We start from the raw sequence: 22,518 nt of genomic DNA, 5'->3' as shown, positions 1-22,518 counted from the left end.
TTAATTGTTTTTTACTGGTGATACAAAAAGTTTTAAAGCAATCATATCAGTTGGTAATGGTTTTTTATTCCAATGTTTGTGTATGGCAACTGCCGCACCCATTGATGTTGCTTGCGCCATAGAGGCAGCGTAAACTTCAATTTCTGGGAAAACCATTGCCAATAAATTCATAAATATCTGGTTTTTTGAGAAACCTCCATCAACAAATATTCTTTTAACGCTTGTGTTTTTTAACACTAGCGTTGTTGCAACATATTGTTTAAAAACGAGTGTAAAAATCAAATAATGATAAGCTGCAACATCGTCCTCAAAATCAGTTAAATTCACCTTAGAAAAATCAAAGTGGTTTTCTTCTAAAGTATCAAAATACTTAACCAAACTACCTTTCGGCAGGTATTCTGACAATAAATTCAAATCTAATTTTACCGTTTTATATTTCCCTACTGAAGTTTCAAAATGTTCAGCAATTCTTTTCACTTCTTGCTCATGTTCAAAACCTGCAAACAAACGAGATGCTTTTATTGGTTTACCTTGAAAAGATAAATAGCACAAACAATCTTTATCTAATTCTTCTTTTGTTAAAGGCACACTATTAAAAGGATTTAAACTGATGCACCAAGTACCTGTTGAAAGCAAAATAAAAGGTTCTTTAAAACTCTCTAAATAGGGTATTAATGCGGCAGAACTGTCATGCAAACCAACTCCTGTTAAATAGTTTTCACTCGGAAAAGTGGATTGCATTACATCATCTCCAGAAAAAATTGGTGCTAACATATCCTCTAATCGTTCTTTAGTAACCCATTCATGGTAATTTTGTTTTTCAAAATTCCATAAATTTGTATGACAACCAATACTCGTAATATCGCTATGCATTTTGCCCGTAATTATAGAGCTCATGTATTGAGGTAAGTGTAATGCGTATTTTACCTGTGCAAAAATTTCAGGTTTTTCGTACTTCATACGGTACAGTTGCATCCCAGAATTTAAGCTGCCCAAAACAGGTGAAGCTGTGCTTACCGCAATTTCTTTTTCTCCTCCGTAAGTATCATAAAACTGCTTTTTTAAAGCTTCTGGGTATTCTTTTAAGTAGTTATATAAGGGCGCTAATGGTTTTCCATTCTCGTCAACATATACCAAACTTGCACCATAGGTAGAAAAATTGATAGCTTTAATGTCAAATTGCTTGTTCCTTAACACTTCATGTAAAGAGTCGAAAACAGAAAGTCTTAAACTTTCTAAATTTTCGCAGGTGTCTCCGTCCTCATCTTTTGTTTCAATAAATCTGGCTGTACGTTCAAAAACTATTTTATAATCTTCATCAAATAAAAACAGCTTTTTATTGGTTTTCCCAATATCAAATATGGCAATAACTGGAATTTTCATTTTTTAATTATTAGATATGAGATGTGAGTATTGAGATATGAGTAGCTCTAAATGGAAGCAAAACATAATGATATATCTTTGTGTTTCCTGCATCCCGCAGGCGAGGTAACACGATATTCATTCATACCCACAAAAAACCTTACCCACCATTTGGCGGATATATCTTTTTTGTTCTATTCTTCGACTCCACTCAGAATGACAAAAAAGACATTGCATCCATCCTTAACGCAAAAAGAAATGAAATATGAAACAAAGACACTCTTAGAAGTACTCATATCTCACACCTCATTTCTCAAATCTCATCTACAGTCCTGTTGCTTTAGTTTCAGAACCTCTTTCGTTTATTAAAGCTGCTCTTACATTTGCAGCTCTAAATAATTTTACCGGATTTAATGCTCCACCGTTTTGTAACCTAGCTTCTGCAATTAATGGGCGCACATCTGTACGATAAGCTTGTTGCAAAATTTCTTGTGCTAAGCTTACATCATTTTTTTGCTGAGCAGCTTTTAACGCAACTCTATCTACAATTAATGCTTGTGCATAAGCCATCATAATAGCTTCTACAGATTGTAATAAATCTTCTAAAGGATCTTTAATATTATGCGATGCATCAATCATCCAAGCTAAACCTGATGCATGGTTCATTTTTGCATGGTCCATACCGTCCACCAACTCGTTAAAAATTAAGAACAATTGGTAAGGCTTAATGGCTCCAGTAGTCAAATCGTCATCTCCATATTTAGAATCGTTAAAGTGGAAACCACCTAACTTACCTTCCATCAATAATAAAGACACGATTTGCTCAATATTAGCATTTGGTAAATGGTGACCTAAATCTACCAAGGTATATGCTTTTGGACCTAATTTAGTAGCGTATAGCAAAGATTGACCCCAATCTGCCACCGTTGTTGAGTAAAAGTTAGGCTCGTTAGATTTATATTCTACAAACATTTTCCAATCTTCTGGTAATGCTGCGTAAATTTCTTTCAAACTAGCCAATGTGTTTTCAAAAGCTTCTCTAAAATTTAACTGTCCGGGAAAGCTAGAACCATCTGCCAACCAAACGGTTAAAGATTTTGAGCCTAATGCATCGCCTTGTTTAATTACTTCAATGTTATGTGCAATAGCTTGGTCTCTTACGCTTTTTTTAACGTTTTGTAACGAACCAAATTTGTAACTAAATTCTTGACCAGGTTGATCTTGAAATGTATTTGAGTTTACAGCATCAAACTTTAGGTTTAGCTTTTTAGCTAAGCTCATGATCTTTTCTGCATCTTCTGGAATATCCCAAGGAATATGTAAAGATATGGCTCCGCTAGATTGGTTTAATTGGTGTAATAAACCAATGTCTTCCATTTTTTCCTCTAAATTACTTGGCTCCCCGCCACCAGAAAAGCGACCGAAACGAGTACCACCTGTACCTAATGCCCAGCTTGGTATAGCAATTTGAAAGTCTCTTAATTTTTGGATATGTGCATCAGCCCCTTCGTTTTCTTCTAAAAAGAATGCTAATTTTTTTTGATGTTTTGCAGCTAATTCTTGATTATGCTGCTCTATAATATTTTTATCTAAAATCATAATTGGTTATTATGTTAATTCCCCCAGTTTAAAGGGGGAATTGTTTAATTCAAATTATTTTAATAGTTATGTTAATGTAAACATAACGGCATGATTACCTCCCCAAACCCCCTACAGAGGGACTCCTGTCAAATGGTTAAACTCGTTATTACCATTCTACATTCCCACAATAATTCCTCTCCTTCGGAGAGGTTAGGTGAGGCTCTTACCTTGCAAATGCCATTGCCACGCCACCATCAACATTTAACATGTTACCTGTTGATTTTGACAATAACCCCCCTGTTAATGCAAAACAAGCATTCGCAATATCAACCGGAAGGATAATTTTGTTTAACAAAGTTCTTTTTGCATAATAAGCTGGTAATTCTGCTACAGTAATTCCGTAAGCTTTTGCTCTGCCTTCAGCCCAACCGCCTGCCCAAATATTACTATCACTAATAACAGCATCTGGGTTAACAACGTTTACCCTGATTCCGGCTGCTCCTAATTCGGCAGCGTTTAATCTACTTAAGTGTAATTGAGCTGCTTTTGCACTTCCGTAACCTGCATTATTAGGGCCACTAACTAAAGCATTTTTACTCACAATATTAATCACATCGCCGCCCATATCCTGTTTTTTCATTACTATTGTAGCAGCTTGAGTTACCAAGAATTGGCCTTTAACTAAAACATCATATAATAAATCCCAATCCTTTTGACTATGGTCTTCTATTGATTTAGAGATAGATAAGCCTGCATTGTTTACAATAATATCTACACCACCAAAGCTTAAAGCAGCAATTTTCATTGCGTCTTCGCTATGTGTTTGGTTAGTTACATCTAATATTGCAGTTGCATAAGCATCTTTACCAAAATCTTTTTTAAACTCTTCTCCTGCCTCTGCTAATCGCTCAGCATTCATATCATTTAAAATTACGCATGCACCTTCTTCTACAAATTTGCGGGCAATTGCTTTACCAATTCCACCTGCACTACCTGTAATTAAAGCTACCCTACCAGATAAAGCTTTAGGCTTAGGCATTCTTTGCAGTTTTGCTTCTTCTAATAACCAATATTCAATATTAAAAGCTTCTTGACGAGGTAATGAAGTATATTCTGAAATGGCCTCAGCACCTTTCATCACGTTAATTGCATTTGTATAAAACTCTGCTGCAACGCGGGCAGTTTGTTTATCTTTTGAGAAAGAGAACATTCCAACACCTGGGTAAATGATAATTACCGGGTTAGCGTCACGTACTGCAGGACTATTATCATGTTTACAGGTATTATAATAGTCTGTGTACATTTTACGATAAGCTTCAAAAGCTGGCGCTAATTTCTCTTTAATGGCAGCTATATCACTTAAATCTGCATCTTTAGCTAAATCTAAAACTAAAGGACTAATTTTAGTTCTTAAAAAGTGATCAGGGCAGCTGGTTCCTAATGGTGCTAATCTATCTAAATCGTTTGAATTGATGAATTCTAAAACTCTATCATCATCAGTAAAATGACCTAGCATAGAACGTTCGCTAGAGCAAAATCCTCTTAAAATTGGCGCTAAATCTGCTGCTTTTGCTAATCTATCGGCTTTAGTTAAAGATTGGATTTTTTGACCACCAAAAACAGGACCTTTTTTACCGTAATTTTCTTCTAAATACTCAGCACATTTTTCTATTACCTCTAAAGTATTCATGTAGCTTTCGTAAGCAGTATCTCCCCAAGTAAACAAACCATGAGAACCTAACATGATGCCTCTTATACCTGGATTTTTATCCAAACATTCTTTAAGTTGTAAACCTAAATCGAAACCTGGCTTTTGCCATGGCACCCAACCAATTGTACCACCAAATAACTCTTGTGTAATTTTTTCGCCGTCTTTAGCTGCTGCAATAGCAATAGCTGCATCTGGGTGTAAATGATCTATGTGTGCAAATGGTAAAAAACCATGTAAAGGTGTATCTATTGATGGTGCTTTTGAAGCTAAATCATAAATGCAGTGGTTAAATAATTCAACCATTTCATCTTCATGATCCATGCCGCGGTAAACGTTTTTTAAAGATCTTAATCTTTCTACATAAAGCGCTGCAAGTCCGCTTTTCTTTAAGGTTCCAATATCACCACCAGAACCTTTAATCCACATTACTTCTGTTTCTGCACCTGTTAATGGGTCTTTTGCTAAAGCCTTACAAGATGTGTTTCCACCACCATAATTGGTTAATCTTAAATCGGCACCTAAAAGATTTGAACGATAAATTAAAAGTGCTACTTCATCTCCGGCTAATTTTGCTGCTTCGGCATCGTCCCACAAATAGCTTACATGCTTAAAAGAAGTTGTTTTAGTTGACATATTATATTTTTTTAATTTTTATTATTTAATTGAATTACCGTAACCAACTACCAATATTGATATAAGTATAATTACTATTCCTGCTATTACTGTACTAAATGTTTTTGACCTAACGCCTTTCCATTCTTTTAAAATAATACCCCAAAGGTTTGCTACCAATATGATAAAAGCCATGTGAAGTATCCAAGAGCTTGCTCCGTTACCTAACAAACTTTCTCCCATTCCGTAAAAGAAAAATTGTAAAAACCACGTTGTTCCTGCCAAGGCAGAAAAAATATAATTTTTGGCTAAAGGCGTTTTTGAGTTGCTGTAATCACCAAATGTTTTGTTACGGGCATTTAATATCATACACCAAATAAAATTGGTTAATAAACCTCCCCACATGATAATAATGTAGGTTACATTATTTTGATACAGAAACTCGCCTTTACCAGGATTTGCATTCTTCCAAGCAGTGTTTGCAACATCAGCCATATCTTTTCCGGCATCAATACCAAAAGCAAAACAAGCACTTAAAATACCTGATACTATTGCAACAAATAAACCCAAACCAATTTTAAACTCAGTATTAGATGCATCTTTTTCTGCATTACCTAAATCTTTGTCTTTCATACTGCCTGCAATTGCGCAAACCACAATACCAAGAATACAGATAAATAAGCCTAGTAAAACAAGTTGCCCCCAAGTAGAACCAGCAATCATACTAATAGAGTCTTTTCCGGCCTCTGGATAATACTCATAAAAAACTGATGGTATTAAAGCGCCAAAAACAGAACATAATCCTAAAATAATAGAACTACCTAATGCAACACCAAGATACCTAACGCCTAGTCCGTAGGTTAAGCCTCCTATACCCCAAAGTGATCCAAATAAAAACGTATAAAAAAGTACAGAGCCTGAAGCTTCACTAATAATATCTGCAAAACCTGGAATTGTTAAATAGGCCGCTAGTGGTGGTACAATTAGCCAAGAAAATATTCCGCCTACTATCCAATAACTTTCCCAAGACCAGCCTTTAACTTTTTTGTATGGGATGTAGAAACTTCCAGACGCAAAACCGCCGAAAAAATGATACAGAACCCCTAATAATGCGCCCATAAATTTTTTATTTTTTTTAGTTTATTTTTTTTGGTTACGCTAAAATAGGTGGTGTTGCCTTTAAAACTGTCATGGTCTATCATGCAAACTTAAATGTTGTTAATTTTAAGATAACATTTACTAAAGTTTTAAATTGTATGTTCTTTAATTTTTTAGGAAATCACAAAACACAAACATCTTGAAAATAAGATAATTAATTAAAAGATTTAATTTAAAAAAAAATCTATCAATTATTAGGTAGTCCTTCCTAAAATATTTTTGAAAAATGGTTAAAATTTTTTCTAAAATATTATCGGCTTAAGCTTTAAACTCAAAGAAAATAAATATTAGTTTTAGTTTATGGCACTGCTTATGTTTTAATTTAATACTTAAAAATAGATAATAACCTATGAACCAACAAAATAAAGAAAGATTTAATAAGCTAAAAAAGTTTGGTTACTTTTCTAAAGGGTTGATTTATACATTAATAGGTGTATTGGCAGCATTGGTTGCATTTGGATTTAATGGAAATATAAGAAGTCAGGCGGAGATTGTAAATCCAATAAGCAAATTGCCTGGCGGAGAAATATTAAATATAATTATAGGTTTAGGATTAATATCCTACTGTGTATATCGCTTTTATGCTGCAATTGTAGATCCTTTATATCATGGGGACAAAAAAAGGGTTAGAATAAGGGCGGTTCATGCTTATACAGGTGCTTTATATTTAATTCTCGCAATTTCGTTTATTAAACCAATATTAAATATGGAAAGTTCGGCAGATTTAAGTTCAGAAAAGGCAGCTTTAGATTTAATATTGAGCAAGAGTTACGGAATATATTTAATTTGGGTTATCGCAATTTCAATGGCTGGAAATGCTATTTGGCAATTTTATTTAGGTTATAGTGGGATTTATATGGTTCAGGTTGATGATGAACCAACAGGCAAAGAATATGGTTTTGTAAAAAAGACTGGTAAATTTGGCTACATGGCTCGTGGAGTTGTATTTGGTGTGATATCTTTTTTTATGGTTAAGGTTGCTTTACACAAAAACTCTGATGCCTATGAAGGTACAGAAGGTGCTTTTGAATATTTATTAAATTTAACCTACGGTCCTTTTTTAATGGGTACGGTTGCTTTTGGTATGATTGGTTATGGGTTGTTTTGTATAATGGTAGCTAGATATTCCAACCTTACTAAATATTAATAAATAAATACCTAAAGGCTAAATTCAACAATAAATAAGGCTATGCTCATTTTGAAAACTAATAGAGCGGTAAAACTAAATTTACCGCTCTATATTTTTTAGGTAGAAATTTGGTAATTAAAATTTTAATATCTTATGATGCTTTTGCCCAAAGCACCTTTTGATTGTTGAGATTCTATTTTGATAGGTGTATTGTTATTATTTACTTGAGCGTTTGATCTGTTGCATTGCCCCAAAGCAAAATATATTAGCACAAAAATGATGATTGTTGAAAAACAACCGCCTCCCAATTTTTTAGCCCCATAACCAGCTATAATGGTTTTAAAGAAACTGTTCATAACTTTAAGATTAAAAAAAATGTCTTAACTATTATTGAATAATTAAGACATTTTTAAGGTTAATAATTTTTGTTAGCGTAACCAGATTGGTTTGTTTTTTGGCTTACGTTATTTATAACCTCATTAACCATTTTCTTTCCTTTATCCATCCATTCCGGACTTTTTTCTTTTATTCCGTCTAATTTAGTTTTTCCAAATTGATCTTTTTTTGTAAGGTAATTATAGCCGTAACTTACAGCTGCACCTAATGCAATTAATTTTAATAGTTTCATGATATCTGATTTTATATTTACAATCATGTATCAATCTTAATGCCAATGCTATTTATTTTAGGTATTCATACTGCCAGCTAATCAAGAAATATATTTACTTAATAATTGTAAATTCTATCTTGCTATTGTTATAAACCTTATGTGTTTGCTTCTGAAAATCGTTTTCATTGGCTTTATAAATATTATCTACAAAAGTTTGCGGATTTCTTTGAATTAATGGAAACCAAGTACTTTGAATTTGTACCATCATACGATGTCCTTTTTTAAAGGTATGTAACACATCCTGCAAAGGTATATTTACTATAGTTTCTTGGTTTGGCACCATTGCTTCCGGTTTTTCAAAACTATTTCTAAATCTAGCTGGCATCACTTCAGACCTTACCATTTGCCAATAATTACTTAATGTTACATTTTTATTAGGCATGTATGGGTTGTTTGGTTCATTTGCTGGGTAAACATCAATTATTTTAACAACCCAATCCGCATCAGAACCAGTTGTGCTAACATTCAGTTTTGCCAATAACTCACCACCAACGGTCATATCTTCTTCTAAAACTTCTGTTTGATAAACCAATACATCAGTTCTTCTGCCTGCAAAACGTTGGTCTTCGCTCATATAATTAAATGGCGTAAAACCCATTGTTGTAGTTACATCATTTGTATATGGTACTGGTTTTAATGGGTCGCTTTCGAATGAACGAGCACCATATTGCAAAGTAGATATTTCTGATAAGCCGCCATTTAAACCTAATGACAAAGTTTTAGTTTGGCCATTTTTTGCCGGCCATTGGTCAAACATTTTCCATTCTTTTGAGCCCGTATCAAACAAATACGCTTCTGGTAAACCTGTGTTTCCATCGCCCGTTCCTTTTAAAAAGTGATTAAAAAATTTAGCTTCAATATTTTTTTGGTAAAATGTAGCTATACTGTCTCCATAATAAATATCATTGTGCATGGTGTGTCCAGTTTCGCGGCTCCATCTTCCATGTCCAAAAGGTCCTTCAACAATGGTATTATAAGTCTTTGGATTATTCTTTTCGATAGTTTTATAAATAGCTAAAGGTCCACGTAAATCTTCTGCATCAAACCATCCACCAACCGTCATCACAGCTGGAGTTACATTTTTTAAATGAGGTAAAAGATTTCTTTTTTGCCAAAATTCATCATAGTTTGGATGGTTAATGGTTTCTTGCCAAAAGAAGTTATCCGCATAATATTTATCAGCATTTTTTAGTGGCCCTAAATCCAAACCAAATTGATAACCATCTTTGGTATCTACACCAAGCATTTTATACCAAGCTTTAGTGGTATTCTCAGTTTTTTGAACTCCAAAAACGGGAAAAGTAAAAAAATATGATTGTATAAACGCACCATTATGGTGGAAGTCATCAAACCAAAAATCGGAAATTGGAGCTTGAGGAGACGATGCTTTTAAAGCTGGATGATTAGCTGTTAAACCAACCGCAGTGTAAAAACCAGGATATGAAATACCCCACTGCCCTATTTTACCATTATTATTTGGGATATTTTTAATCATCCAATCAATGGTATCATAAGTATCAGAACCTTCATCTACATCTTTTTTTGATTTTTTATTAGCGATAACAGGAGTCATGTTTGTCCATTGTCCTTCACTCATCCAACGGCCTCTTACATCTTCATAAACAAAAATGTATTTCTCTTTCATCATAAATGGTGAAGGCCCCAAACTACTCCGGTATTTATCTTCTCCGTAAGGTGCAACACCGTAACAGGTACGCTGCATCATAATTGGGTATTTGTTGGTTTTAGAAGCATCTTTAGGGATGTAAATTGAAGCAAATAATTTTACTCCATCCCTCATGGTAATGTATTTCTCAATTTTATTATAATTCTCCTTCACATAATCTGCTGATTGTGTTTGTGAAAAAGATAATGTCGGCAAAAATGCCAGTAATAGGTATAAAACTCTTTTCATGTTTTTTGGCTTAAAAAACTAAGATAAAAAACATTAGTGTAATTAAGTTTTACATAGAAGTTATCAATAAAAAATTTACAAATGAAATGGATATTTTTAAATCACAGAAAAATTTTATCATATTTTTTTTACTAAAAAAAGTTTACCTCAATAAAAGGGTTTGAAGCCTCTTTAATAGGTTTATCCATTGTTACTCTGCACTTAAAAAAACGAACAGTAAAAGATTTGAAACAAGGCACAATTATAGAATACCTCATCCATATCATTTTATGAAAAAATTTATACTCTGGTTCTTTGGAATCATCATTGTGATTGCGGCGGGCGTTTTTATAGGCGGAAAGTATTTACAAAAGAATTGGAAGCCTTTATTAGAAGAGCAATTAAAGAAAGCTGTAATAAATGCTACAGATAGTCTGTACAAAATAGAATACAAAAGCATAGATATAAATCCTTTAAATGGGAATCTTAAGCTGTTAGATTTTAGACTGATACCAGATTCGGCGATTTATGAAAAATTGAAATCGCTAAAAAAAGCCCCCGATAATTTATACCAACTTTCTGTAGATGCTTTAGTTATAAAAAATGCAAATGCCCAAGAAGCAGTGCAAACAAAAAAATTGAATATTGCTGATATATTGATTGACCACCCGCAACTTAAAATTATTAACGACAGACAAGCCTATAACGATACAGTAGCCATTGCAAAAGAAAGAAAAAGCCCCCATGAATTAATCAAAGACGTTTTTAAAGAATTAAAAATTAATAGTATTAGCTTACAAGATGTTGATTTTACTTTTGTAAATAAAAGCAATAAAGTAGAAAAGCAAACCTCGCTCAAAAACCTCAATATAAAAATAAATGATTTATTAATTGATTCGCTTTCTTCGCAAGATAAATCACGAGTGTATTATACCAAAAACGTTCAAATCGACATTAATAAATATCAAATTGCTACGCCAGATAGTTTGTATTATGTAGAAATGAATAATTTAAGTTTTTCTACATTAAAAAATGAATTAGTATTAAACGATGTTAAACTAAAGCCCAGATTAGGAAAAGTGCCATTTTATAAGAAAGTGGGTTACGCAAAAGACAGGTTTGATTTAGAGTTTAATAACATTGTAATTAAGGATGTTGACTTTGATTTATTTTTAAAACAACAAAGACTTTTTGCACAATCTTTATCTATAAATAAGGCCCGTGTAGATGTTTATAACAATAATGCTTACCAAAAACACAGATCTAACAAAACCGGAAAATTTCCTCATCAACAGCTACTTAAATTAGCATTAGATATGCGGATAAAGGAATTAAACTTAAAAGACGTTGACATCAGCTATTCTGAATTTGATGCTAAAAGCAAAAAAACCGGACGCATAGATTTTAAAAATGTGAATGGTAAAATAACTAACGTAACTAATGATAGCGCATCTTTAGCTAAAAACAGCTTAATGATAGCCAAAGTAAATACTTACATATTTGGCAAAGCACCTTTAAATTTAACGCTTAAATTTTATATGAATAGTAAGATAGGCGAGTTTGACTATAGTGGAGAAGTTGGTGCCTTTGATGGGAAAATTTTAAATACAATAGTTACTCCGTTAGGCATGGCAAAAATTAATGCTGTTAATGTTAAAAAACTAAGTTTCTCTGCAAAAGCCAATCAAAATACAGCAAGTGGAACCACGCAATTCTATTATGATGATTTAAATGTAGATATACTTAAAAGAGAGGATGATGGAACGCTAAAAAGCCAAGGCTTTATTTCTTCTTTGGCCAATAAATTTATCATTAATACTCAAAATCCATCCAAAAAAGGCGAATTTATAACTGGTCGTATATTTTATGAAAGACCTTATTACGCTTCATTTTTTAACTATTTATGGCAATCGCTCTTTACAGGCCTAAAAGAAAGTGTAGGTGTAAGTAGAGAGAAAGAAGATAAATTACGAAAAAGTGCAGTAAGGGTTGGTAGTATTGTTAACGATGCTAAGGATGCTTTTTCTTCTATTAAGGAAACACTAAAGGCAAGAAAAGAAAAGAGACAGCTGAAAAGGGAAGAGAAAAAAAAGGAGAAGGAAGAGGAAGAAATAAAACCTTTGGAATAGGGATTTTCATTCTTTGGGTGTTTCCCAATTGAAAAAATTGGGGCGTTCCCCTTGAAAAAAGGGTCGGGCTGTACATTCATACTTCACAAAGCATTAGCCACAAGCCGGTATCCATTTCCATCCCTAACGCAAAACCTAAAATGAGTTTAAGCAAGCAGCCCACGGTTAAAATCGTGGGCTGTTTTTGTTTTTGACATCCATGGTCTGTGTCCTCACAGACCATTTTTGTTAATTAAGTTTCGATGTGTGGAGACACAGACCAAGTAAAATAAATTTCAATCATTTCATCCCGTGGTCTGTGTCCTCACAGACCACTCATTTATTCTCCCTTCCTTTCCCATATAACATAAACTTCCTTTTATAAAATAATCAAATGTTCGTAATTTCGGTCTGTGAAGACACAAACCGAGGAAAAGAAATTTCAGTCATTGAGTGACACAGACCGATGGAAACAAACCAAACAGGCTATTCAGTCATTTCATCCCGTGGTCTGTGTTCTCACAGACCACTCATAGCGTGTGTTGGCGATATGTGGCTTTCAGTTTTCTGCTGTGTATGAAAAAAAATACAAAAGTCGGTAACGGAAAATTTAATTAAACGAATTTCTATACTTCAAGGGTGACATTTCAGTTTTCTTTTTGAAAAGTCGGTTGAATGATTGTGATTGCTCAAAACCTAATTCGTAGGCAATTTCACTTACGGATAAGTTTGTCGTTAAAAGTTTTTCCTTTGCTTTTTCTATGAGTTTTTCGTGAATGTGTTGTTGAGCATTTTGTCCTGTTAGCAAACGCAACATATCGCTTAAATAATTTGCAGAAAAATGAAGTTGATTGGCTAAATATTCAACTGTTGGCAATCCGTTTTTTACTGTTTTCGAAGTATTAAAATAATCATTCAAAAGATTTTCCATTTTAGAAAGTAAATCATTGTTTACAACTTTTCGGGTAATGAATTGCCGTTCGTAAAAACGATTACAATAGTTCAAAAGCAAATCAATTTGCGACAGAATAATGTCTTGTGTGTGCTTGTCAATATGCTGGTATTCTTTCTCTATTTTTTGAAATATCTCAATGACATTTTTTTCTTCTTGTTCAGAAAGATGTAAAGCTTCATTTATGGAATAGGAAAAGAAACCATAATTTTTTATTGTGCTTTGCAATGGGTGTTTTTTCAGAAAATCAGAATGAAAAAACAATACATATCCAGTACCAAACGTTTCGTTAAAAGAATTGGTTTTATCTAGTTTAACAGATTGGACTTGTTTAGGTGCAGTAAAAATCATTGTTCCCTTGTCAAAATCATAATATTGCTGTCCATATTTCACTTTGGAATGGATATTATTTTTTAGAGATATTGTATAAAAATCAGTAGAAAAATGTTTCCAAAAATCAGAATTTACAGCGTGTATTTCAGAAACTAAAACCACACTTACCAACGGATGTGAAGGTGGTGGAATGGATAGTAAGCGATGAAATTCAGATAAAGAATTAATGGTCTGCATATCTATATAAAATTCCAAAGATAATTAATACAACAACTTCTATGGTTAGCCAAAGTAATTGTTTTGAAAAAAAACCGTCTAAAACAAACCCGAATAATCGGGCTATGATAATTCCCAAAGTTAGGAAAAACAATAATGCACATACCGTTAATTTCCAATCACTCCATTGATTGAAAAAAATGAACAAAATCCCTAATCCAATTAGAAATCCCCATCTTACCCGCATTTCAATCATCTGATATGGGTTTTCGGGCAAAGGAATTTTGCTGATTAGGTTTGGTTTGTACGTTAGAACACAACCTCCAATAAGCAAAATCACTCCGACTATTTTTAGAAAAAAAGTCATTATTTCTGCAAAAGATTTTCCTGAAAGAATGTGACTAATTTATCTAATGCTTCTGTTATTGCTTCGGGTTTGTCGTATAAATCATAATGACCTGCACCATTTACGATATGGATTTTTTTGTTTTTAGAAGCGGCTTTTTTGTATAAGTCAAAGCCATCTCTGTAAGAACCGAAAGAACCAACTTTGTCGCCAACGATAATCAATAAAGGTTGTGTGAGCAAAAAATCAGCGAGATGAAAAGCGTCAAACATTGTTAAGTTCGGCATACTTTCAAAAAGTAATTTATTGTTTGAAGTCGGAAATTCGCCTCTTGGCGTTCTATAATAATTAATAGCCTCTAACATATCCAGGTCGCTTATGCCTGCCTGTTTTGCTTCTTCGGAAGAATTGGGTGTCCAATTGGTTATCATCGGCTCTGCTCCGTTGGCTTCCGCAGTTCGTTGCGTTGCAACTGCTTCTAATGTTTCCAAGAAATTTGCTTCTCTGAATGCTCTGCCTATGTTTACTCCTGAAATTGTTGCCACAGCTTTTATTCGCCTTTCTTTTAATGCTGCATTTGCAGCATAACCACCGCCTGCACAAATGCCCAATAAACCGATGTGGTTTTTATCTACAAAATTTAATGTAGTAAGATAATCTACGGCATAGCCTATGTCTTCTACACGACTGGTAGGGTCTTCAAAATATCTTGGCTCTCCACCGCTTTCGCCTTGAAAAGAAGCATCATAAGCCAAAGCAATAAACCCTTTTTTGGCAAGTTTCCCTGCATACAAACCAGCGGTTTGTTCTTTTACGCTACCTCCCGGATGAACGCAAACAATAGTGGGATAATTTTGTGTTTCATCAAAATTGTCGGGCAAATGAAGATTGGCTACTGTGTCCCAATTTCTGTTTTTGAATTTTACTTTTTGCATTGTTTTATTTTTTAAGTTTTGCAATGCAAAGTTCGTATTCCTTTAAAGAGTAAATGTTTCCTAATCAAGGTTGTTTGTAACAAAATCGGGGTTGTGATGTCGTGTCGTTTGGTTGTCTGAGTGTCGCTTTGCCATTACCGCTAACTATGTAGTATGTGCCCTCACAAGCCATTTTGTTCTTTAAATTTTTATGTAACGAAAAAAGAGTCATTAAGACTCTTTTTTATGAATTAATCCGTAACCACACTAAGCTTAAGACTACAGATAGAAATAATTTTGAAACTTATCTTTTAAAAAACATACGGGTAATAAAAATACCTCCAGAATCGTCTTTTCCAGCATGACTTTCTACACCACTTGTTACATAAACTAATTTAAAACCAAGCGCTTCTAATTCCATAATTCTGGCACCAATCATTGCATCGTTAGAAGCAATATTTTGAAAATTTATGCCCGCCACACTAAAAAAGTTCAATAATTTAGCTTCGTCAAAATTATCGACTTTTAATTCGCTTCTGCTTACGCTATTTTGATCAGATTTTTTGCCATCTGTTCGGCTTGTGCGAAATTGCTCGGTATTTACTTCAGTGGTATTCTCAATCATTCTTGATCTTCCTAAACCCATGGGAATAATTGATTCTACTACAGTTACTATTTTCCATTCGGGTAACTTTTCTGTAGTGGTTTGAGCCATTGCAACTACATTTAATACCATAGCTATGGCAATCATTAAAACTATTTTTTTCATCGTTTTCGAAGTTAATTTTCCTTAAAGGTAAAAATATTTGCGCATATATTTCTTTAAAAGAATATTAAATTCCTGATTATAGTATGTTAAATTTAAACGCTTTGTTAAGTTTACTTTACAAAGCAAAATTTAAGATAATGTCCATCATAAAACATTAAAAAATCAAGTTCCAATACAATGGTTTATCGTTCTTTCGAAATATTATGATATAAATTATATTTCAATTTAGAAGATTGTTAAGGCTATTGATTAACTTGATAGTTTCGACTTTAACAGGAGGATAATTTTAACTAGTTTCTTGAATTGCTTATCAAAATATTCGATGGTGTAAACATCATAAGCCATCTAATAATTCACTTACAGATTTAGTATTCAATTTACCTGAGTCAATCATTTCTGAATGTTTAAAAGCTTGTTTTATTTCCTTTATTTCAGTCAATAAATCAGCTTCTTTATCTGTAATCTTTTCTACCGTAACTTCTGTGAGGGTATTTAGAAAATCCATTATTGACTTATTTTGTCTGATTGAATATCTAATAATAATTTCATAAGCATAAATCGAACTCAAAAATAACGATTTTTTTATTCAATTGTAAATTGAGGTACTGTTCTATAAAAAAACCGTTCAAATTTCTTTGAACGGCTTACTTGTATGATGAGATTTCTCCTTCGTCTACATGACGCAAAAGAAATCTAATAACAATACTTATTCGCTTCAATCAACTGCTTTGCAACACGCTGACGAGCGTCTTTAATATTGAATGGTTTTACTTTTGTAAATCTGCGTAAGCCCATTAACATCATGTTTAAATCATCGCCTTCGGCAAAAGAGTTTAAGGCTTCTTTACCGGCTAAAGCAGTTTTATCTACACATTCTTGCAAATAAATGCGCATCATATCTAACTGCCCAGCACAAGCTTCTTCACCACGCATATCAACTAATTTTTGCACTCTTAGAATTGTGGATTCTGCAACGTAAACCGAGCCAATGATATCGGCAATGTTCATCAAAATCTCTTGTTCTTTAGAAAGCGTCATCATCAATTTTTGCACCGCTGCTCCTGCAATCATCAAACCTGCTTTTTTCAAATTTTTCAAGGTTTTTAATTCCGCTGCAAATAAAGAATCGTCTTCGTCTGCAAAATCTAGTATCGACATTAACTCCCCTGCTACAGCTGTAGCTGGTGTCATTAAATCTAACTCGCCTTTTAAAGCTCGCTTCAAAAGCATATCCACAATTAATAAACGGTTAATCTCATTTGTACCTTCAAAAATACGGTTGATACGGCTATCTCGGTAAGCCCTGTCCATTGGAGCATCAGCACTGTAGCCCATACCACCATAAATCTGCACCCCTTCATCAACTATATAATCCAATACTTCTGATCCCCAAACTTTTATAATCGCACATTCTACAGCAAATTGCTCAGTCGATTTTAGTTTAGCTTTCCCAACATCCATTCCGCCTGCAATTAAAGCATCGTAAGCATCATCAATATTTTGACCAGCCCGGTAAGCAGCACTTTCTACAGCAAAATTACGGGTTGCCATTTCTGCTAATTTATAACGAATTGCTCCAAATTTTGAGATGTTTAAACCAAACTGAACTCGCTCATTAGAGTAATTAATAGCTTGATCTAAAACTTTACGCGAAGAACCAATGGCTGCTGCTCCTAATTTAATTCTTCCAATATTTAAAATATTAACCGCTATTTTAAATCCGTTTTCACGTTCGGAAAGTAAGTTTCCTACTGGTACAGCACAATCATTAAAGAAAACCTGACGGGTAGATGAACCTTTGATACCCATTTTATGTTCTTCTGGATTCATGGTTACACCACCAAAATCTTTCTCTACTATAAACGCCGAAAGATTTTTATCGCTATCTATCTTAGCAAAAACTATAAAAATATCTGCGAAACCACCATTGGTAATCCACATTTTTTGTCCGTTGATGATGTAATGTGTTCCCTCGGCATTTAAAACTGCCTTGGTTTTGCCAGAGTTTGCATCAGAACCTGCATTAGGTTCTGTTAAGCAATAACTAGCTTTCCACTCACCCGAAGCTAGTTTAGGAATATATTTATCTTTTTGTTCTTTGTTTCCATAATATAAAATAGGAAGTGTACCAATACCTGTATGTGCAGAAAGTGCCACCGCAAAAGAGTGACCTGCGCCAATAGCATCAGTAACTAGCATAGAAGTATTGAAGTTTTTACCAAAACCTCCGTACTCTTCTGGAATAGAAACTGCTAATAAGCCTAACTCACCAGCTTTATCCATTAGCGAAGGCATAAGACCTTCTTCTAACTTATCAATTCTGTCGAGATTAGGAAAAACCTCTGCTTCTAAAAAGTCTTCACAGGTTTTTTTAATCATTAACTGTTCTTCGTCAAATTCTTCAGGAATAAATACATCCTTAAAGTCTGTTTCCGTGATGATGAACTCGCCACCTTTTGTTGATTTTTTCATATTGCCTCGTCCTAAATCCTTCTCCAAAGGAGAAGGACTTGCTTATATAGTTTAATATTATGTTTATTAGTTTCTAAATCTAAAAGTCGCCAAATTTCCACGCTAACTCCTCTCCCTTGGAGAGGTTGGGTGAAGCTCTATAGCATTTCAAAAATCCCCGCTGCACCTTGCCCTGTACCTACGCACATGGTTACCATTCCGTATTTCTGGTCTCTTCTTTTTAATTCGTTAAATATTTGTACTGATAGTTTTGCGCCTGTACAACCTAGTGGATGCCCTAAAGCGATAGCGCCACCGTTTACATTTAGCTTATCTGTATTTAATCCTAATTTTCTAGTGATAGCAATAGATTGCGATGCGAAAGCTTCGTTTAACTCGATTAAATCGATATCATCTAACTTCATATTGGCTTGCTTAAGCGCCATTGGAATAGCTTCAATTGGGCCAATTCCCATAATACGTGGAGGAACACCTGCAACCGAATAACTTACCAAACGAGCGATAGGTTGTATATTTAATTGCTTCAACATTTTTTCTGAAACTACCAATACAAATGCTGCCCCGTCTGATGTTTGAGATGAATTACCTGCTGTTACCGAACCGCCTGCTGCAAAAACTGGTTTCAATTTGGCTAAAGCCGAAATAGAAGTATCTCCTCTTGGACCTTCATCTGTATCAACCACGTATTCGCGGGTTTTCTTTTTCATGTTGGCATCCAGATAGTTTTCTTTAACCTTAATAGGTAATATTCCATCTTTTAAATGTCCATTTTCAATTGCTGCTAAAGCTTTTTTGTGAGAGTTGAACGCAAACTCATCTTGGTCTTCTCTGCTTACTTCAAACTCCTTCGCTACCGCTTCGGCAGTTAAGCCCATGCCCCAATACCAATCTGGATTTTTTAATGCTACCTCGGGGTTTGGAACAATTTTCCATCCGCCGAAAGGCATTCCACTCATTACTTCTACCCCACCGGCAATAATACAGTCTGCCATGCCAGCTTTAATTTTTGCAACTGCCGTTGCGATGGTTTCTAAACCTGATGCACAGTATCTATTTACCGTCACTCCCGGAACTTTATCGGTATCTAAACCCATTAGAGAAATCATACGTCCGATGTTTAAACCTTGTTCGGCCTCTGGCGTAGCATTACCTACAATTACATCATCAATTTGCTCTTTATCCAAATTAGGTACCGATTCTACCAGCGCTCTGATCACATCCGCTGCTAAATCATCCGCTCTAGTAAAACGAAAAACTCCTCTAGGTGCTTTACCTACTGCTGTTCTATATCCTGCTATAATGTATGCTTCCATGTTTTATTTAGTATTGAGTAGGGCGTATTGAGTATTGAGATGGCTTGCTTACGTCCTTGTTTAATTTTCTATTTAGTATTGAGTAGGGCGTATTGAGTATTGAGATAATTTGCTTATTTCCATTTTAAAAGTTCCCAATACTCAAATCGCATTACTATTTATTTAATGATAATTGAAGTTTATAATTCATTTTTTGAATCTCATAGATGGTTTCTAAAATCTCATTTGTAGATTTTTCATCAATAAAATTCAATTTATTTGCAATCATGAGTTGAGTTTGTAATTCATAAGCTGAACCATTAGCTATTCCTAAAAACTGCTTGAATTCACCTTTTGTATTTCTTCCAGCACCTTCCGAAATATTAGAAGGAATTGATACTGCACACCTTCTAACTTGAGAAGTTAATCCGAACCTTTCATCTGAAGGAAATTTAGATGACAAATCATAAACCTGAACTGCCAAGTCCATTGCCTTATTCCAGATTTTTAATTCTTTTATGTTGTGCATTTCTTATCTTAATTTTTCTTCCGTTTTATAGGTTCTCAATACTCAATACTCAAATCGCACTACTAATTTCTCAACGGTTTCCCCTTAGTAATTATCGATTGGATTCTTTCCAAAGTCTTTTTCTCTCCACAAAGACTCAAAAATGCTTCTCGTTCTAAATCCAGTAAATATTGCTCTGTTACTAAAGTTGGGGCTGATAAATCACCACCGCACATTACATAAGCCAGTTTTTGAGAGATTTTTTGATCGTGGTCTGAGATATAATTTCCAGAACGCATGGTATTTGCTCCGGCGTACATCATTCCTAATCCGTATTTACCTAGTACCTTAATATCTGTTCTTCTTACGGGTTGCGTGTAACCAGCATCAGCTAATTCTAATGCTTTTTGTTTAGCATCGGCGATAAGCCTACTCCTATTCATAGAGATAGAAAATTTCTCTTTTTGTAAGTAACCTAAATCATAAGCTTCTAAACCTGATGTAGAAACTTTAGCCATTGCAATGGTCAAAAATTTCTCTTTTAACACATTTTGCTCTATTTGGTCTGTACCAAATTCGTCTGATGCTCTTAAGGCAAACTCTTTGGTTCCACCACCTCCTGGGATTAATCCTACTCCAAACTCTACCAAACCCATATAAGTTTCGGCACTTAACTGAACGTGATCTGCATGTAAAGTAAATTCACAACCGCCACCTAGCGCTAAATTATGTGGGGCAACTACTACTGGAATAGATGAATATCTAATCCTCATTGAAGTATTTTGGAACATTTTAATCGCCATGTTAACCTCGTCCCACTCTTGTTCTACTGCCATCATAAAAATCATACCTACGTTTGCGCCAGCAGAGAAGTTTGCACCATCATTTCCAATCACTAAACCTCTGTAATCTTTCTCGGCAATATCTATGGCTTTATTTATTCCAGCTAAAACTTCGCCACCAATGGTATTCATTTTAGTGTGAAACTCTAAGTTTAAAATGCCATCGCCTAAATCTGTAAGGGTTGTTCCTGCATTTTTCCAGATGGTTTTATTTGCTCTGATGTTATCAAGAACGATAAAAGCATCCTGACCTGGAATGGCTTTGTAAGATCTTGAAGGAATATCGTAATAAGATTTATTTCCGTTTTCTATTTTATAGAAAGAGGTATGTCCGGCTGCTATCATTTCGATAACCCAAGCTGCTGGAGTTTTTCCATTAGCTTTCATCATTTCTACACCTTCTTTTACACCTACAGCGTCCCAAACTTCGTAAGGACCTAACTCCCATCCAAAACCTGCTCTCATGGCATCGTCTATACGATAAGTTTCGTCTGATATTTCTGGAATTCGGTTAGAAACGTATTCAAATAATCCTGAAAAGGAAATCCTGAAAAATTCTGCAGCTTTATCTTTTCCAGCTGCAAAAACTTTCATTCTTTCACGAAGATTCTCGATTGGTTTTGTAGCCTCTAGCGTTGCTGATTTTACTTTATTTTGCGAACGATATTCTAATGTCTTAAGGTCTAAGGCTAAAATCTCTGTTTTGCCATTAGCGTCTTTTGTTTTCTTGTAAAAACCTTGACCAGTTTTATCTCCCAGCCATTTGTTCTCTTGCATCTTTTTAACGTAGTCTGGCAAAACAAAAACTTCTTTTTGCTCGTCATTTGGTACGTTTTGGGCTAAGCCGTTAGCTACGTTTATCATGGTATCTAATCCTACCACATCTGTAGTGCGGAAAGTTGCAGACTTTGGTCGGCCTAAAGCGGGACCAGTAAATTTATCTACTTCTTCTACCGTTAAATCCATTTTTTCTACCAAATGCAAAAGCGACATGATAGAGTAAACACCTACTCGGTTTGCAATAAATGCAGGGGTATCTTTACATAAAACCGTGGTTTTACCTAAAAATTTATCCCCATAATGCATTAAGAAATCAATAATTTCTTGATCCGTATCTGGTGTAGGAATAATTTCTAATAATCTTAAATAACGTGGAGGATTGAAAAAGTGCGTTCCGCAGAAGTGCTTTTTAAAATCTTCGGATCGCCCTTCTGCCATCATGTGGATTGGAATTCCTGATGTATTTGAAGTGATTAAAGTACCCAGCTTTCTAAATTGTTCTACTTGGTCGTAAACTATTTTTTTGATCTTGAGATTTTCTACCACTACTTCAATTGTCCAATCGCAATTGGCAATTTCTTTCATGTTATCTTCAAAATTTCCAGTTTTAATTTTACTTAAAACTGCTTTATTATATACAGGCGAAGGATTAGATTTTGCTGCAAATGCTAATGCATCGTTAACTATTCTATTTCTTACAGCTGTGCTTTCTAATGTTAAGCCTTTAGCTTTTTCTTTATCGTTTAACTCTTTTGGAACAATATCCAAAAGCAAAACTTCTATTCCAATGTTTGCAAAGTGACAGGCTATTCTGGAGCCCATAATTCCGGACCCAAGTACTGCTAATTTTTTAATTGATCTTTTCATAA

The 22,518-nt window shown here is 34.3% G+C and carries 18 protein-coding genes; 2 read left to right on the top strand and 16 right to left on the bottom strand.

Features of this window, described 5'->3' with window-relative positions:
• The 4 genes from ACFSSE_RS16090 to rhaT form a co-directional block, all read right to left on the bottom strand.
• Positions 1-1,383, bottom strand: coding sequence for an FGGY-family carbohydrate kinase (locus ACFSSE_RS16090; protein WP_379046033.1), 1,383 nt, complete (start codon positions 1,381-1,383; stop codon positions 1-3).
• A gap of 303 nt (positions 1,384-1,686) precedes the next feature.
• On the bottom strand, positions 1,687-2,961 hold the full coding sequence (locus tag ACFSSE_RS16085; protein ID WP_379046030.1) for a sugar isomerase: 1,275 nt from the start codon (positions 2,959-2,961) through the stop codon (positions 1,687-1,689).
• Positions 2,962-3,166: 205 nt separating this feature from the next.
• Positions 3,167-5,287: a bifunctional aldolase/short-chain dehydrogenase gene (locus tag ACFSSE_RS16080; protein WP_379046027.1), complete on the bottom strand. Its 2,121-nt coding sequence runs from the start codon at positions 5,285-5,287 to the stop codon at positions 3,167-3,169.
• A gap of 21 nt (positions 5,288-5,308) precedes the next feature.
• Positions 5,309-6,385: an L-rhamnose/proton symporter RhaT gene (gene rhaT / locus ACFSSE_RS16075; protein ID WP_379046025.1), complete on the bottom strand. Its 1,077-nt coding sequence runs from the start codon at positions 6,383-6,385 to the stop codon at positions 5,309-5,311.
• Positions 6,386-6,773: 388 nt separating this feature from the next.
• Between rhaT and ACFSSE_RS16070 the strand changes: the two genes are divergently transcribed.
• Positions 6,774-7,571: a DUF1206 domain-containing protein gene (locus tag ACFSSE_RS16070; protein WP_379046022.1), complete on the top strand. Its 798-nt coding sequence runs from the start codon at positions 6,774-6,776 to the stop codon at positions 7,569-7,571.
• A 125-nt stretch (positions 7,572-7,696) separates the two neighbouring features.
• On the opposite strand, the gene ACFSSE_RS16065 is transcribed toward ACFSSE_RS16070, so the two are convergent.
• From ACFSSE_RS16065 to ACFSSE_RS16055, 3 genes are all read right to left on the bottom strand, one after another.
• The gene (locus ACFSSE_RS16065; protein WP_379046019.1) at positions 7,697-7,909 is read right to left on the bottom strand and encodes a hypothetical protein; all 213 of its coding nucleotides are present in this window, start codon (positions 7,907-7,909) and stop codon (positions 7,697-7,699) included.
• A 59-nt stretch (positions 7,910-7,968) separates the two neighbouring features.
• Complete coding sequence (locus tag ACFSSE_RS16060; protein ID WP_379046016.1) at positions 7,969-8,181, bottom strand: YtxH domain-containing protein; 213 nt, start codon at positions 8,179-8,181, stop codon at positions 7,969-7,971.
• Between the two features lie 94 nt (positions 8,182-8,275).
• The gene (locus tag ACFSSE_RS16055; protein ID WP_379046014.1) at positions 8,276-10,138 is read right to left on the bottom strand and encodes a CocE/NonD family hydrolase; all 1,863 of its coding nucleotides are present in this window, start codon (positions 10,136-10,138) and stop codon (positions 8,276-8,278) included.
• 269 nt (positions 10,139-10,407) lie between these two features.
• On the opposite strand from ACFSSE_RS16055, the gene ACFSSE_RS16050 reads away from it, so the two are divergent.
• Complete coding sequence (locus tag ACFSSE_RS16050) at positions 10,408-12,246, top strand: hypothetical protein (protein WP_379046012.1); 1,839 nt, start codon at positions 10,408-10,410, stop codon at positions 12,244-12,246.
• Positions 12,247-12,835: 589 nt separating this feature from the next.
• Here the strand turns inward: ACFSSE_RS16050 and ACFSSE_RS16045 are convergent.
• From ACFSSE_RS16045 to ACFSSE_RS16005, 9 genes are all read right to left on the bottom strand, one after another.
• On the bottom strand, positions 12,836-13,765 hold the full coding sequence (locus ACFSSE_RS16045) for a helix-turn-helix domain-containing protein (RefSeq protein WP_379046009.1): 930 nt from the start codon (positions 13,763-13,765) through the stop codon (positions 12,836-12,838).
• Positions 13,734-14,093 carry a DUF4345 family protein gene (locus ACFSSE_RS16040; protein ID WP_379046007.1) on the bottom strand — a complete coding sequence of 120 codons (360 nt, stop codon included), beginning with the start codon at positions 14,091-14,093 and terminating at the stop codon, positions 13,734-13,736. The genes ACFSSE_RS16045 and ACFSSE_RS16040 overlap by 32 nt, the downstream gene beginning before the upstream one ends.
• Entirely contained in the window at positions 14,093-15,007 is a 915-nt protein-coding gene (locus ACFSSE_RS16035) for an alpha/beta hydrolase (RefSeq protein ID WP_379046004.1), read from the bottom strand. Before ACFSSE_RS16035 ends, ACFSSE_RS16040 begins: the two co-directional genes overlap by 1 nt.
• 283 nt (positions 15,008-15,290) lie before the next feature.
• On the bottom strand, positions 15,291-15,755 hold the full coding sequence (locus ACFSSE_RS16030) for a hypothetical protein (RefSeq protein WP_379046001.1): 465 nt from the start codon (positions 15,753-15,755) through the stop codon (positions 15,291-15,293).
• Positions 15,756-16,089: 334 nt separating this feature from the next.
• Entirely contained in the window at positions 16,090-16,260 is a 171-nt protein-coding gene (locus ACFSSE_RS16025) for a hypothetical protein (protein WP_379045998.1), read from the bottom strand.
• Positions 16,261-16,448: 188 nt separating this feature from the next.
• Complete coding sequence (locus tag ACFSSE_RS16020; RefSeq protein ID WP_379045995.1) at positions 16,449-18,227, bottom strand: acyl-CoA dehydrogenase family protein; 1,779 nt, start codon at positions 18,225-18,227, stop codon at positions 16,449-16,451.
• A gap of 137 nt (positions 18,228-18,364) precedes the next feature.
• Positions 18,365-19,540, bottom strand: coding sequence for an acetyl-CoA C-acyltransferase (locus ACFSSE_RS16015; protein ID WP_379045992.1), 1,176 nt, complete (start codon positions 19,538-19,540; stop codon positions 18,365-18,367).
• A gap of 154 nt (positions 19,541-19,694) precedes the next feature.
• On the bottom strand, positions 19,695-20,048 hold the full coding sequence (locus tag ACFSSE_RS16010) for a four helix bundle protein (RefSeq protein WP_379045989.1): 354 nt from the start codon (positions 20,046-20,048) through the stop codon (positions 19,695-19,697).
• A 62-nt stretch (positions 20,049-20,110) separates the two neighbouring features.
• Positions 20,111-22,516: a 3-hydroxyacyl-CoA dehydrogenase/enoyl-CoA hydratase family protein gene (locus tag ACFSSE_RS16005; protein WP_379045986.1), complete on the bottom strand. Its 2,406-nt coding sequence runs from the start codon at positions 22,514-22,516 to the stop codon at positions 20,111-20,113.
• Positions 22,517-22,518: the final 2 nt, after the last annotated feature.

Origin of the sequence: Pedobacter alpinus, from assembly GCF_042684645.1 — a bacterium.
Lineage (GTDB): Bacteria > Bacteroidota > Bacteroidia > Sphingobacteriales > Sphingobacteriaceae > Pseudopedobacter > Pseudopedobacter alpinus.
The sequence above is the reverse complement of the archived record's forward strand: the minus strand, read 5'-3'. Positions and strand labels throughout refer to the sequence as shown.